This is a genomic window from Malaciobacter canalis, assembly GCF_008000835.1.
Taxonomy (GTDB): domain Bacteria; phylum Campylobacterota; class Campylobacteria; order Campylobacterales; family Arcobacteraceae; genus Malaciobacter; species Malaciobacter canalis.
The window spans coordinates 94,769-109,814 of record NZ_CP042812.1 but is presented as its reverse complement, the minus strand read 5'-3'; the positions used below and the strand labels follow the sequence as shown (position 1 = coordinate 109,814).

The window sequence follows — 15,046 nt, the reverse complement described above, 5'->3', positions numbered from 1 at the left end:
AAAGTTTATTTAAAAAGTTATACTTGCTTCCCAATACCTTTTGTCAAGTGAAGAACAAAAGCTAAGCCTTTTCTTGTCTCTTCATCTTTTAACAGTTTAAGTAAACCAAATAAAGATGGTACTTCATTTTTTTTCATTTCTCTATTTGCATATCTTACAGCATTTTCTGTTACAAAGCCTGCTGTGGCAAGATTATCTACTGTACCTATCATCTTATCAACCATTGGAGCAGTTGTCATCTCAATATTATCTGATATAACAGCTAATAAATCTATTAGATTATCTATTCTACCAGTTTTTATTAGCATTGAGAACTTCTCTTCAAGCTTTTCCATCTCTTCTGTTTTTAGAACTTCTACTTTTTCACTCATTATTTTCTCCTATACCATTCCACGAGCTGCTGCCCAATAAATTCCCATATTAAAACCTTTTCTTACGAAACTTCCAAGTTTACTACAAGGAGTAGGCTTTACATCTTCGTCATAATCATACCAAAGTGGCATTCCACAAGATAATCCCATCTGGGCAATTGCAATTACTTTACCATCATAAGCTTCTGTTGGATAGCCGTATCTAAGCTCTGAGGCAATATTATCAGCAACAACATCTGTTTGATTATGTATAGTTCCACCTGCTTTTGAAACTGGTAGATCAACTGTATCTCCTAAAGTATATATATTCTCATATCCTTTAACTTTTAAAGTTTTTTTATCTGTTGGTAACCATCCCTCATCATTAATAGCTTTTGATAATCCTGATTCTCTTATAAATTTTGTTGCAATAAAAGGAGGTGTTGACATCAAAATATCAAACTCAATCTCTTCACCCTCTTCTGAATAAGCAATTTTCTTATCTGGATCAACTTTGTTTAAAGTAAAACTTGTTTTATGCTTTACTCCTATATCATCAAAAATTGATGGTAAAACTTTAGAAGTAGGTCCTTGCATAAAAAGTCCATCTGTTATATTTTGTGCAACTTTTGGATAAGTGTATATAATCTCAACATCTTCTCTTACTCCATGTTCTTTTAAATGATCATGCAACATAATCGTCGTTTCAACAGGTGCAATACCGCATTGATAAGGAACATTTGGAGTTTTTGGAAAACTAACAGTTACTAAAACTCTTCCTTTTTTTAACTGCCCAAGCTTTTTTGCTAGCTCTTTTGCTCCATCATATGAATAGAACCAATTTCCACCCTCTTTTAATCCAGGAATTCTATCTACTGCTACTTCACAACCTGTAGCAAGAACTACATAGTCATATTTATAAATAGTTCCACTCTCCCCTTTTACAAAATTTTCATTAGGTTTTATCTGTATTGCTTTATCTATTATAAAATTTATTTCTGGCATCAAAAGAGTTTTTTGTTCTCTTACAAATTCATGCCCTGATGCTTTGTGAAAAGCAACATACATAGCACCAGGTCTATAATAATGATATTTTGAATCTGAAATCATTGTAATTTCTATTTCATCTTTATCAATTTCATGCATAAGTCTTCTTGCTAAATTATTTGCAGTCATTGTACCAGCAGTACCACCACCTACAATAAGAATTTTTTTCTTCATAGAAACTCCTTTTATAATTAATTCTAACAAAAGAACAAAAGGAAATAATAAGATTAGTGTAAGATTAATATAAGATTTAACTCATGCAAAGTTTATAACCAAAACCTTTAATATTTTGGATTGAGTTTTCATAAAGCTTTTTTCTAAGACTTGAAATCACCATTCTAATAGCTTCATTAGTTGTGGGTTCCTCCCAAATTGAATTTTCTATATACTCTAAACTTACAATTGTGTTTCTATTTTCATATAAAAGTTCAAATAGTAAAGACTCTTTTTTTGTTAAATTTATTTTTGAATCTTTATTTATTATCATCTTTTGTACAGAATCATATATATAATTATTTTTTAGTTTGATTTTATCAATAATTTTCTTTTGATTTTTTACACTTAAAGAAATAGAGACCAATAACTCATCTATATCTATTGGCTTTTTGAAATAAAAATCCACTTCTGCATCAATTGCCCTATTTAAATAAATATGATTGTTAAAAGCTGTCATTACTATTCTGATACAACTTGGCTTAACACTTGCAATTTTTTGTAACAAATGCAAACCATCAACTTCTGGAATCTGAATATCCGCAACTATTACATCAATATCTTCTTTTCTAAATATTGCAAAGGCATCCATTGCATTATTTGCAACTTTTACTTCTTTAAAATAAATTGAGAGTATTCTTTCTAGCCATTTTAATGTACTCTCATCATCTTCAACAATTAATAAAGTTAATGCTTGTAATTTTGTATGTAATTTTTCCATTAATTTTCATCTTTTGATTTTAAGGAAATAGTAAACACTGCACCCATTTGATTATTTTGCACAGTTAAATTTCCTTTCATATTATGTTCTATAATCACTTTTGACATATACAAACCTATTCCATTTCCTTGTTTTTTTGTAGTAACATAGGGTCTAAATATTTGTTCAATATTTTTCATACAAATACCTCCACCATTATCAGAAATATTAAGTTCTGTGAAGTTTCCATTTTGAATAATATCAATATTAATAAAACTATTTAACTGTTTTCTTAATATTAAAATATCTAAAGCATTTTGTATTATATTTAAAAGAGCTTGCCTAAACTCATTTTCTAAACTATAAAGTTCTAAGTTTACACCCTCTTCAATATTTACATTTATTTTTATATTTTCATTTTTTAATTGAACATCAATTAGTTTAATTGTATCTTTTACACTATTTAATATATTAAAATTCTTTTTTTCTTTAGAAATTTTAAAGAAATTACTAAAATCATCAATTGTTTCAGACATATAATTTATCTTTTCAATCATCTCTATTTCCATTTCATTTAACAAATCAAAATCAAAATTTTCACTATTGTTTAAATGTTTTAAACCTTGAACAATAACTCCAAGACTATTTAAAGGTTGTCTCCATTGATGTGCAATTGATTCAATCATCTCTCCCATTGAAGCAAGTCTTGATTGATGACACATGATTTCATATTGTTTAGTTCTACTTTGTACTTCTTTGTTTATTCTTCTTTTTAAATCTTCTTGATATTTTACATCAGAAGTAATATCAGAAGTAATCATCACAATTTCATTTGTACTTTTAATATAACTTAAAGACATACTAGCATTGATTTTTTTGCCTGATTTTGTAACACATATTTTCCTAAATCTTTCAACAATCCCTTCCTCAATTGCTCTTTGTACTGCACTTTTACTAGGCTGTGCATATTCAGGAGAGGATAAAGATATACAAGACTCATTGTATAACTCTTCCATTGAATACTCCATCATTGTTTGAAAAAATTTATTTGCATAAAGAAAAGTACCCTCTTCATTTAAAATAGAGATACCATTTCCTGCTAAATCAAAAACTGCATGAAGTTCTTCTTTTTTAGACCTTAAATCTCTAAGACTTTTTTTTAATTCTAAATATAAATTCCTATACTTTGTAACATCTTTGAAATAATATGTATCATCAAAATATGAAACTTCATAATCTTTACTATTCCAATATATAGTCAAGTTATCTATATTTTTTGATTTTAATAATAAAAGTTTATTATAAGTTACTTTACTAAAATGTTCATATAATTTGCTATTATTAAACTTCTCTTTTATCTGCCCAAAGGAATCAATTATTGTGTCATTTTTTACTACTAGAATAATTATTTCAGGAAGATTATTTAAAATTGTTAAAAAATTATTGTTCTTTTGCATTATTTATAATATCTATTATTAAATTAAAGTTTTTATAAAAGACGAGTATATTATCTAGATTCGAAGATTCTATTATGAAATAACTCATTTAAAGGCTCAAACAAAACATCTTTTGCTTCTTGAAACTCAATATCATTTTCAAAACATAGTTCTAAAAGATGGCTTTGAATATTTTTAGTTTTATCTATTTTTCGTAAAAGATAAAATATCACTGGGTTTATTTGTCTATACTTAACCTCATCATCTTTAAAATCATAATAAATAATTGCAAAATTCTCTTCTTTTTTTTCTATATTTGCATTTAAAATATCATAGTTAAATTTCTTAAGTCTTGCACTATTTGAAAGTTTATAAATATTTTCATAATGAAACTCTTTTAACTCTTCTATTTTGTACTCTTGCATAGCTAGTTCAATCTCTATCCAATCAAAATACAAAAGTTCATAAAGATATTTTCTATCATGAAATAGTCTGTTTTTCTTTACAAACTTTCTATAATCATTTGCAATTTGCCAAACAAACTCAGTGGTACAAGGCTCTTTTAAAAACTTTTTTATTGAGTTTTCTAACTCTTTTTCACTAATATACTTTTTAAACTCTAAAAAACTATTTTTTATAATCTCTTCATATCTATAGTAAACTAACTTTTGATAAACTTTATATTTAGAAGAGATCTCTTTTTTATTATCTTTTGTAACAATATTAATAAAATCTTCTTGTATATCTCTTTCTAAATCAGCCATTTTGAACTTCTTTTACTATGTTTTTCATGTGAAGATACTCTTTTTCAAGCTCACTTAATGGTGGGATATTATTATCTCTTTCTATCATCACAGGGGCGTTTATTTGTTTTAAAGTATACTCTAAAAGTTTCCAAACTCCACTACAAATAGGCATGCCATGAGAATCTATTCTAAGATTTGACTCCTCATCAAAATAGTGCCCTGCTATATGCATATATGCAATTTTACTTTTGTCAATTTGGTCTATAAAATCTCTTGCTTTAAAAGAGTGATTTACTGAATTTACAAATACATTATTTACATCAAGAAGCATTTTAGCACCTGATTTTTCCAATACTTCATTTATAAAGTCAACTTCACGCATATTTGCATAAGGTATTAAGTAATATGTGGCATTTTCTAAGATTAAATTTCTTTGAATTATATCCTCAACCTCTTTTACTCTATCACTTATAATATTTACCATTCTTTTTGTCATAGGCAAAGGCAAAAGCTCATATGTTTGCATATTATTTAATGATGAGAAACTAAGATGTTCAGAATAAAACTCAATATTATATCTATCTAAAAACTCTTTTATCTTTTTAACAAACTCTTTATTTAATTTATCAATAGAACCAATTGATAGTGATAATCCATGGGCAACGGTAGGTTTTGAAAATACTGCTTGCTCAAAGGCTTTTTCATAAACCCTTGGCATATGCATCCAATTTTCAGGAGTAACTTCCCACCAATCAGGTGAGAAATTGTTATGTTTTAAATCTAATAAAAAATCACTTCTTAGACCTAATCCACACCCCTTCAAGTTAGTCATACAAAACTCTTAGTTAGCTTCCACATTTACCAGCACCACAAGAACCAGTAACTTTTTTATCTTTTTTCATACTATTGTTGTGCATATCATTTTTCATGTCATTGCTTTTCATATCACCACCACATTTAGCAGAACCAGTAGAACCTTTCATCTCTTTTTGCATATCAGCTCCACATTTACCAGAACCGCATGAGCCTTTTTTCTCTACTTTCTTCATATCGCCACCACACTTGCCAGCGCCACAAGAACCACCACTTGCAGCAACTGCTGTTGTTGATGTAAGTGCAGCTCCTAGCATCATACCTGCTAGTTTTAATTTTGTATTACTTCTCATATTTTTTCCTTAAACTACTTTTCTACTGCTTGAGCTTCAACTTCTAATTCAACTTTTTCACTAACAGCTACTCCACCAAACTCTAAAGCTTTATTCCATTTTAAATCAAAATCTGTACGATTAATCTCTCCCTCAAGTGAAAATCCTACTCTATTATTTCCCTCTAAGTCTTTGATTGTACCACCAATTTCAACTTCTAATTTAACCTCTTTTGTAATTCCTCTTATTGTCAAATCACCAATCATAACACCTTCGTCATCGCTTTTTTTAATATATGACTTCATAACAAATTTAAGTTCTGGATACTTTTTTGCTAAAAAGAAGTCTGCACTTCTTAGGTGATTATCTCTTTTTTCAATACCTGTATCTATTGATTCTGTTTTTATTGTTGCGTTTAATGATTTGAAAACTTTTGTTTTGTAATCAAAATCAATATTTGCATCAAACTTCTTAAACTGACCATTTACTTTTGTAATCATAAGGTGCTTAACTGAGAAACCTACTTCTGAGTGTGCTTTATCTAAAGAGTGAGGTGTTGCATTTAATAATCCCGCTGCTAAAAATAAACCTGCTAGTAATTTTGCTGTTAACTTCATATTGTCTCCTTCGTGTCATTTTCATACAAAAGCATTATAGAATACTTATGTGTATTGTTTGTGTAGAAATCTTATTTATTATTATGTTATACTTACCTTAACTTTTAGGATTAATTATGAATATACTATTATTAGAAGACGACCTTATACTAAATGAAATAATCACAGAATATCTTGAAAATAAAGATTTTGAAGTAACTTCAACTTATGATGGGGAAGATGCATTATCATATCTATTTTCAAATATCTATGATTTATTACTTTTAGATGTAAATGTACCAAATATAAATGGTTTTGAAATTTTAAAAAGATTAAGAGATGAGGGTATTACAACTCCATCTATTTTTATTACTTCACTAAATCAAATTGATGATTTAAAAAAAGGCTTTGATGTAGGATGCAATGACTATATTAAAAAACCCTTTGAACTTGAGGAGTTAGGATTAAGAATTGAAAATATAAAAAAAACATTTAATATAAATGCAAATATTTTACAAATTGAAGAGAATATTACTTTTAATACTCAAGATTTAATTTTAAATAATGATGGTATTGTTCATCATCTTCCACAAAAAGAGGCTAAAATACTTATTTATTTAGTAAATAATGCAAATAAAATAATACCCCATGAAGAGTTGATATCTAATGTTTGGGGATATGAAGATACTCCTAGTTCTTCAACACTTAGAACATATATAAAAAATCTTCGTAAAATTTTAAGTGATGAGTATATACAAACAAAAAAAGGAGTTGGTTATAGTTTTAACAAGAAGTGAAAAATCTGCACTTGTTAGATTTTTGAGCCTATATCTTGGTTCATCGTTTATTTTACTTACTATTATTGCTTGGCTTTTTTATAAAGTAGAGTCAAATTTATATTATGATTTGATAACTTCAAATATGAAAAGTGTTGCTTCTAAAATATCTTCAACCATAATCTATGCACATATGACAAATCAAAAAATAAATCCTGAAAAGATTAGAAAAAATATTGATTTTGATTTTGCACTTTATAATAATAATCATGAAAAACTTGTAGGAAATATTGAAGATAAGATTGATTTTACAAAAAAGATAAATCAATATGGGAACAGTTTTATTTTAATTGATGATTCTGCATTGGGACATTTAGGAATAAATTATGTTGTTATTAAAGAGAATTTCTTTCATAAAAAAATACTTGAATTAAAAGAGAAGATTTTTATATCCTTTTTACTGATTTTTGCATTTTTATTTATAACTGGTTTTTATCTTGCAAAGATGTTTATTAAACCTATTACAAATGAAAGGCTAAAATTAAATAACTTTATAAAAGATACAACCCATGAATTAAATACCCCAATTACTGCTATTTTAATGTGTACAAGCAAAGGTTCATCACTTAGTGAAAAAAACTTACAAAGAATAAACCTAAGTGCAAAAAGAATTTCAGAAATATATAAAGACCTAATTTATCTATTTTTAGAAGAGAAGAAAAAAGAGTCACCAAAGGTTTTAAAAATTGATGAAATTTTAAATGAACAAATAGAGTATTTTACAACTTTAGCATCAAAAAAAAGAGTACAAATCACAACAGATATTGAATCAACCTCTTTTTTTATAGACAAAGAGAGTTTTATTAGACTAAGTAATAATCTTATTTCTAATGCAATAAAATATAATAAAATAGGTGGTTCAGTAGATATTATTTTGAAAAATAATCAGTTTATTGTAAGTGACACAGGTACAGGTATTGATAAAAAAAATTTAAAAGATATTTTCAAAAGATTTTATAGAGCAAATAGTGTTCAAGGGGGCTTTGGAATAGGTCTAAACATAGTATACACAATATGTAAAGAGCACAATATTGATATAAATGTTGATTCTACACAAAATAAAGGCACAACTTTTACTTTAAATTTAAATTCCACGTTAATTGCACAGTAAAAATGTAAGAATTCCTTATAAAATAACAAAAAGGAGTTCTTATGAAAAGTTTTTTAAAACTTTTTTCTATTCTAATCTTAGCATTTGGTATTGCAAATGCAGAACCTATTTCACAATCTGGAAATAAAAATGGCTATGATGTAAAAATTACATCTGAAAAATCACTTGTTGTTGGACAAAATAGTTTCTTTGTTCAAATCTTTAAAGATGGCAAACAAATCACTAATGCAAAAACTAAAATAAAGTTTTATATGCCAGAGATGCCAGGTATGCCATATATGGAGTTTAAAGATAAAGGTAAGCTTGTAGGAGATAAATATAAATTAGATGTAAATTTATCAATGAGTGGAACATGGCAATATCAACTAAAGTTTAAAACTTCTAATGGAGAAGTTCATACTTTAAGAGGAAGCGTGAACTTATAATGAAAAAGTTTTTATTTGTAATCACTCTTTTTTTATCAAGTCTAACAGCAAATAGCATTGATACTTTAGTAAATAGTGCTATTTTGAAAAATAGTGAACTTAAAAGTATAGAAAAATCTATTATGATTGCAAATGAGAATATCATACTTGCAACAAAGTATTCAAATCCAACTTTGTCTTTAGGTTTAACAGATATTCATACAAATGAAAACTATAACAAAAGAGATTTAGAACCAATGCAAGCACAGTCTATAGGAATAACTCAAGCTATTCCTATAACTGACAAACTAGAGATTAATCAATCAATTCAAATCACAAATAAAACTATTTTAGCTCTTAGCTTAGAGGATAAAAAGCTATTATTAAAATCAAAGATTTATGAACTTGCATATAAAATAGCTATTTTAAAAGAAAAAAAAGATTTTATAATAAAACAAAAACAAAACTTACAAAAGATTGAAAAATTACAAAATTATAAATATCAAACTTCAAACAATGATGTAAACTCTATATTTAACACAAAAATTGCAAGAAAAAACTTTGATATTGTATTAAATAATTTAGATACAAATATCCAAACTTTAAAGCTAAATCTTGAAGAAATAACATACAAAAATATAAAGAATATAAAAATAAATACAAATATAGATAAAAAATATATCAATTTAAAGTTTGACAATCATCCAAAAATAAAAGCCTTACAACAACAATTAAGACTAAATAAACAACAAGAAGCTTTTGAAGAGGCTTCTAAAACATCTGATATTAAATTAAATGCTACATATTTTAATAGAAGAGAGTTTCAAGATTATGTAAATATCTCTGTTTCTATTCCTTTGTCAATTTATAATACAGAAAATATAAGAGTAAAAAAAGCACAACTACAATACTTAAAAACAAAAGATGATTTACAAACTTTAAAACAAAACTTTATTATTTCAAACAAAATTTTACAAAAAGAGCTAAATAATAGCTATAAAAACTACAAACTTATTACAAAAGATATTATTGCACTTCAAAATGGTATTGAAAAAAGTTTGAATATTAATAATAAGTTTAAAAATAACACCATAAAAATCATACAAAATCTAAATAAAACTATTAGTTTAAAAATAACTGCACTTGATGAAAAAACAAAATATTTCACAGCTTTATCAAAAGCTATTTATTATGAAGGAAAATAGATGAAGAAAATAGTACTTATATGTTTGCTTGGCTTAACTTTAATAAATGCAAAAATAATAGAAGTTGAACAACTATTTAATAAAAAAATCACCACTGTAAAAAAAGAAAAAGTATCATTTACCAAAGAGTTTTATGCAAATAGCTTAATAATAGAAGATAAAGTTGTTGATATAGTAACAAGATTTGATGGCTTTATAACAAAACTAAATGCAAATAGATTATATATGGATGTAAAAAAGAATCAAGCACTTTTTTCTATCTATTCTGATGATATTTATAATATAACTAAAGAGTTAAAAATAGCAAAAGATTTAGATAAAAACCTTTATGAAAGTACACTTGATAAACTTGAAGTTCTAGCTATTAATAAAAAAGAGATAAATAAAATTCAAAATTCAAAAAAAGAGTTTAAAGATGTGACTTTTTACTCTCCTATAGATGCAATAATCTTACAAAAAAATATAAACTATAAATCATTTGCAAAAAAAGGGAAACTTCTTTTACAACTTGCAAATATAGATAAACTTTGGGTTATTGCAAAAATATATGAAAGTGATTTAAAAGATATAAAAGTAGGTCAAAGAACAAAAATCTATTTTGATGGATTAGAACAAGCAGTTGAGTCAAAAATAGATTTTATTTATCCAAATATTGACTCAACAAGCAAAACAGTTGATGTTAGAATGACAATTGATAATAAAGATAAAAAAATATATCCAAATATGTTTGCAAAAGTAAAAGTAGAGATTGCACATGAAACAATGCTTACTTTACCTAAAACAGCTGTTTTAAATAAAGCAAGCAAATATTATGTTTTTGAACCAATTTCAAAAAGTGAATTTGAACCAATTGAAGTAAAAGTAAAAAGAGTATCTTCAAATAAGTATCAAATCCTAAGCGGTCTTAGTGAAGGTCAAAAAGTAATAAATAACTCTCTATTCTTACTTGATAGTGATGCTGTTACAAATGGTCTTTATGACAATGATGACGATGATTGGTAGGAAATAAATTATGGTTGAAAATATAATCTCATATAGTATAAAAAACAAATTTCTAGTACTTTTTTCTATTATAGTATTAACACTTGCCTCATTTTGGGCAGTTAAAAATACTAGTTTAGATGCCTTGCCTGATTTATCTCCTCCTCAAGTAATTGTACAAGTAGAATGGGCAGGACAAAGTCCTAAGACAATTGAAGAGCAAGTTTCATATCCTCTTATATCAAACTTGATGAGTTTGCCAAATATTGAAACAGTAAGAGCTATGAGTTCTTTTTCAAATGCATTAATTTATATAATTTTTAAAGATAATACAGACCTTTATGAATCAAGAAATAGAATATTAGAGCAACTATCTCAACTTCAAGGGGAATTTCCCTCAAATGCAAAAATAACTATTGGTCCAGATGCAACTGGTGTTGGTTGGGCTTATGAATATGCACTAAAATCTGATACAAAAAGTTTAGATGAGCTAAGAACTTTGCAAGATTATTACTATAAATTTGCTCTTTTAGGAGTAGATGGAGTTAGTGAAATTGCTTCAATTGGTGGATTTATAAAAAATTATGAAATTACTTTAAATCAAAATAAAATGGTGCAATACAATATAGGTATTGATGAGATAAAAAAAGCCCTTGAAAAAAGCAATAATGACAAAGGTGGAAGAATAATCTTAGAGAATGGTTATGAGCACTTAATTACAGCAAAAGGCTATTTACAAAGTGTTTATGATATTGAAAATATCACTATAAAAACTCAAAATAATATCCCTTTAAAAATAAAAGATATTGCAAGTGTTAATATAAGTTCAGCAAGTAGAAGAGGAATGGCTGATTTAAACGGTCAAGGTGAAACTGTTGGTGGTATTGTAGTTGTAAGGTATGGAGAGAATCCATATAAAGTAATTAAAAATGTGAAAAAAAAGCTTGAAACACTTAAAATTGATGGAGTTGAAGTAGTTGAGACATATGATAGAAGCTCACTAATTGATAAAGCCATTGATACTTTAAAATCTACATTAATAGAAGAGTCTATTATAGTAATGGTAGTTACTGCTTTATTTTTATTTCATGCAAGATCTGCATTAATTATAATAATTACTCTTCCTATTACTGTACTTTTAACTTTTTTGTTTATGAAGATATTTGGAATGGGTTCAAATATTATGAGTTTAGGTGGTATTGCAATAGCAATTGGAGCTATGGTTGATGCAACTATTGTAATGGTAGAAAATGCCCATAAACATTTACAAGGAAAAGAAGATATTTCAAATAAACAAAGGATTGAAATTATTATAAAATCAGCAAAACAAGTAGGTCGCCCTATTTTCTTTGCTTTAATTTTAGTTGTTGTATCTTTTTTACCAATCTTTGCATTAACAGGACAAGAGGGAAGATTATTTACTCCCCTTGCATTTACAAAAACTTTTGCGATGGTTAGTGGAGCTATTTTATCAATTACAGTGGTACCTATTTTAATGATATTTTTTATAAAAGGCAAGATTTTAAGTGAAGACAAAAATATACTAAATAGATTCTTTGTAAAGCTTTATTCACCACTTTTAAAACTCTCACTTAGATTTAGATATGTAATTGTAGCCCTATTTTTAGGAACTATAATATTAGCATACCCTGTTTATAAAAAACAAAACTGGGAATTTATGCCAATGATGAATGAGCAAACTTTTATGTATATGCCTGTAACTCCTTATGGACTTGGAATTGATTTATCAAAAGAGTTAACTCAAAAAACAGATAAAATTCTGAAATCTTTCCCTGAAGTTGAAACTGTATTTGGAAAAGCAGGAAGAGCAGACACAGCAACTGACCCTGCTCCACTTGCAATGATTGAAACAATTATAACTTTAAAGCCACAAGAGAAGTGGAGAGAAGGCATGACATATAAAAAACTTATGCAAGAAATGGATGAAAAGTTAAGAATTGCTGGACTTACTAATTCATGGACTTATCCTATTAGAGGAAGAATAGATATGCTTTTAACAGGTATTAGAACTCCACTTGGAATAAAATTATATGGAAATGACCATGAAACATTGGAAAATGTAGCACTTAAAATTGAGCAAAAATTGAAAAAATATGATAAAACTCTTGCCGTATCATCTGATAAAATAAACTCTGGATATTATTTAAATATAAAAATCGATGATAAAATGTTATCAAGATACTCTATTACAAAAGATGATGTATTAAATACTATCTCTTTTGGTGTAAGTGGAGCAGAAGTTTCTACTTTTTATAAAGATTTAGAAAGATATCCTATTAGCTTAAGATATGAAACAACACAAAGAGAAGATATTGCAAGTTTAGAAAATCTTCAAATTAAGACAAAACTTGGGTTTCAACCTTTAAAACTATTTGCAAAATTGAAATATGAAGAAGGGCCATCTGTTATAAAATCAGAAAAAGCTTTAAATGTAAACTTTATATATATTACACCTAAAAGTGGGGTTAGTGCGAAAGAGTATAAGGATGGTGCCAAAGAGCTTTTAGAAGAGATAAAGCTACCAAGTGGTTACTTTTTTGAATGGGCAGGTCAAAGTGAATATTTAGAATCTGCTATGCAAAGACTTACATATATTATTCCTTTTACTTTGATGATTATATTTATTTTAATCTATTTTGCATTAAGAAATATCACATATACACTAATTATCTTCTTTACACTTCCTTTTGCATTAATAGGAGGAGTATTTTATTTAGAGTTTTTAAACTTCAATATTTCAATCGCAGTTATTGTAGGATTTCTTGCATTACTTGGAGTTGCAGCTGAAACTTCAATAGTTATGCTTGTATATTTACATGAAGCAATGCTTGAACTTAAAAATAAAGGTATAAAGTTTACAAAAGAGCATATCTTTCATGCAGTTTTTAAAGGTGCCGTTTTAAGACTAAGACCTAAACTTATGACTTTATTTGCTATTTTAGGTGGACTTATACCTATTATGTATATAAATGGTGTGGGAAGTGAAGTAATGCAAAGAATTGCTGCACCTATGATTGGGGGAATGATATCTTCAGCATTCTTAACACTTATAGTTATTCCAGCAATATTTTATATATTAGCTCTTAAAAAAACAGATAAAATTTTAGAAACTAATATTTCTGTCTAAAAAGTCTTCTTAATTGAAGACTTTTAGTTTTGATTTTAGCATATAATAAAAAATAGTTGCCATTCCTCCACTTGATATTGCCATTATCATAATCATGATTTGATATCTTACAGCAATTAAAGGATCAACTCCTGATAAAATTTGTCCTGTCATCATACCAGGCAAAGCCACTAAACCTACGGCTAAAAGTGAGTTTATTTGAGGAATCATAGAGGCTTTAAAGCTTATTTCTCTTGCTTTTTTAAAGCTCTCATTTCTACTTAACTCTTTTTCAAATCTTTCAATAGCTAAAGAAATAACATTCATTGAGTTTGCAAATATCATCCCAGCAATAGGAATAACATATCTTGGCTCATACAAACTATCTAAATCTAAAACTATTACAATAATTAAAAAAAGATGTATAAATGATGAAATAAAAGTAGCTATAAATATATGCATATAGTTTTTAAGACTTTTGTCTTTGGTTACTCTTAAAATAATAAAAGTTGCAAATATAAGCATAAAAAGAAGAATAAAAGAGCCAATAAGTAAATCTTTTGTTTTAAATATAAAAATTAATACATAGCCTATTAATGTTAACTGTAAAACCATTCTTAAGCTTGCATAAGCTATCTCTTTTTTATCACTTGTATATCTATAATAGAAAAAGCCTACAAAAGCTAAAGGCAAGAGCATTATTGATAAATTTAAAAAAGAGATAGTTACCATAAAAATTCTTTATATTATTTTTTATGTAAATTATACACAAAAACTCCTAATGTACACTGCAAGTACCTTTTCCTACACTTTTTTCTAATTTGTTTGATAAAAATAGTTTAATACTATCTTCAACAGTTTTACTTGTGTCATCAAAATATACATCTAGTCCTGCTTCTTTGAAACCCTCAGCAGGTTTTGTACCAATTCCACCTACTATTAGGGCATCTGGATTAAAACTTAAAATATTACTAATTGCATTACTGCAAGCACCTGTTTCATGACCTGGGTTTTTTATAGACTCTACATCTACTATTTTTTCATCTTCTAATGTAATTATTGTATAATACTTTGCTTTGCCAAAATGGGCACCTCTTTTACTTAAATATCCTTGATTTTCATTTGTTGGAAATATTAATCTCATTTTCA

The 15,046-nt window shown here is 26.9% G+C and carries 16 protein-coding genes; 6 read left to right on the top strand and 10 right to left on the bottom strand.

Translation table 11 applies throughout. The annotated features are described in order from the left end of the window. Positions 1-17 precede the first annotated feature (17 nt). The 8 genes from ACAN_RS00520 to ACAN_RS00485 all read right to left on the bottom strand — a co-directional run bounded on the left by ACAN_RS00520 (position 18) and on the right by ACAN_RS00485 (position 6,254). Complete coding sequence (locus tag ACAN_RS00520; RefSeq protein ID WP_099334649.1) at positions 18-371, bottom strand: DUF1641 domain-containing protein; 354 nt, start codon at positions 369-371, stop codon at positions 18-20. A 9-nt stretch (positions 372-380) separates the two neighbouring features. Next, complete coding sequence (locus ACAN_RS00515) at positions 381-1,571, bottom strand: NAD(P)/FAD-dependent oxidoreductase (RefSeq protein WP_099334648.1); 1,191 nt, start codon at positions 1,569-1,571, stop codon at positions 381-383. A 76-nt stretch (positions 1,572-1,647) separates the two neighbouring features. Further along, positions 1,648-2,331 (bottom strand): response regulator transcription factor, encoded by a 684-nt coding sequence (locus ACAN_RS00510; protein WP_099334647.1) that lies wholly within the window; start codon positions 2,329-2,331, stop codon positions 1,648-1,650. Next, positions 2,331-3,767: a PAS domain-containing sensor histidine kinase gene (locus tag ACAN_RS00505; RefSeq protein ID WP_099334646.1), complete on the bottom strand. Its 1,437-nt coding sequence runs from the start codon at positions 3,765-3,767 to the stop codon at positions 2,331-2,333. The genes ACAN_RS00510 and ACAN_RS00505 overlap by 1 nt, the downstream gene beginning before the upstream one ends. A 50-nt stretch (positions 3,768-3,817) precedes the next feature. Then, positions 3,818-4,510 (bottom strand): hypothetical protein, encoded by a 693-nt coding sequence (locus tag ACAN_RS00500; RefSeq protein ID WP_099334645.1) that lies wholly within the window; start codon positions 4,508-4,510, stop codon positions 3,818-3,820. Then, positions 4,503-5,324: an MbnB/TglH/ChrH family RiPP precursor modification enzyme gene (locus ACAN_RS00495; protein ID WP_099334644.1), complete on the bottom strand. Its 822-nt coding sequence runs from the start codon at positions 5,322-5,324 to the stop codon at positions 4,503-4,505. The genes ACAN_RS00500 and ACAN_RS00495 overlap by 8 nt, the downstream gene beginning before the upstream one ends. Before the next feature lie 13 nt (positions 5,325-5,337). Then, positions 5,338-5,658, bottom strand: coding sequence for an HvfA family oxazolone/thioamide-modified RiPP metallophore (locus ACAN_RS00490; protein ID WP_191287718.1), 321 nt, complete (start codon positions 5,656-5,658; stop codon positions 5,338-5,340). 14 nt (positions 5,659-5,672) lie between these two features. After that, on the bottom strand, positions 5,673-6,254 hold the full coding sequence (locus ACAN_RS00485; RefSeq protein ID WP_099334643.1) for a YceI family protein: 582 nt from the start codon (positions 6,252-6,254) through the stop codon (positions 5,673-5,675). Between the two features lie 116 nt (positions 6,255-6,370). On the opposite strand from ACAN_RS00485, the gene ACAN_RS00480 reads away from it, so the two are divergent. From ACAN_RS00480 to ACAN_RS00455, 6 genes are read left to right on the top strand one after another with little or no spacing between them, the layout of a single operon-like run. Then, positions 6,371-7,030, top strand: coding sequence for a response regulator transcription factor (locus tag ACAN_RS00480; protein ID WP_099334642.1), 660 nt, complete (start codon positions 6,371-6,373; stop codon positions 7,028-7,030). Next, complete coding sequence (locus ACAN_RS00475; RefSeq protein WP_129587503.1) at positions 7,005-8,180, top strand: sensor histidine kinase; 1,176 nt, start codon at positions 7,005-7,007, stop codon at positions 8,178-8,180. Before ACAN_RS00480 ends, ACAN_RS00475 begins: the two co-directional genes overlap by 26 nt. A 41-nt stretch (positions 8,181-8,221) precedes the next feature. Then, positions 8,222-8,605: a FixH family protein gene (locus ACAN_RS00470; protein ID WP_099334640.1), complete on the top strand. Its 384-nt coding sequence runs from the start codon at positions 8,222-8,224 to the stop codon at positions 8,603-8,605. After that, positions 8,605-9,789 (top strand): TolC family protein, encoded by a 1,185-nt coding sequence (locus ACAN_RS00465; RefSeq protein WP_099334639.1) that lies wholly within the window; start codon positions 8,605-8,607, stop codon positions 9,787-9,789. Before ACAN_RS00470 ends, ACAN_RS00465 begins: the two co-directional genes overlap by 1 nt. Then, on the top strand, positions 9,790-10,791 hold the full coding sequence (locus ACAN_RS00460; protein WP_099334638.1) for an efflux RND transporter periplasmic adaptor subunit: 1,002 nt from the start codon (positions 9,790-9,792) through the stop codon (positions 10,789-10,791). A gap of 10 nt (positions 10,792-10,801) precedes the next feature. Next, a complete protein-coding gene (locus tag ACAN_RS00455; protein WP_099334637.1) occupies positions 10,802-13,918 on the top strand; it encodes an efflux RND transporter permease subunit in 3,117 nt (1,038 codons plus the stop codon). Positions 13,919-13,927: 9 nt separating this feature from the next. Here ACAN_RS00455 and ACAN_RS00450 read toward each other — a convergent pair whose 3' ends face one another. Next, entirely contained in the window at positions 13,928-14,629 is a 702-nt protein-coding gene (locus ACAN_RS00450) for an ABC transporter permease (protein WP_099334636.1), read from the bottom strand. A 46-nt stretch (positions 14,630-14,675) separates the two neighbouring features. Then, complete coding sequence (locus ACAN_RS00445; protein WP_099334635.1) at positions 14,676-15,041, bottom strand: NifB/NifX family molybdenum-iron cluster-binding protein; 366 nt, start codon at positions 15,039-15,041, stop codon at positions 14,676-14,678. Between the last annotated feature and the right edge of the window lie 5 nt (positions 15,042-15,046).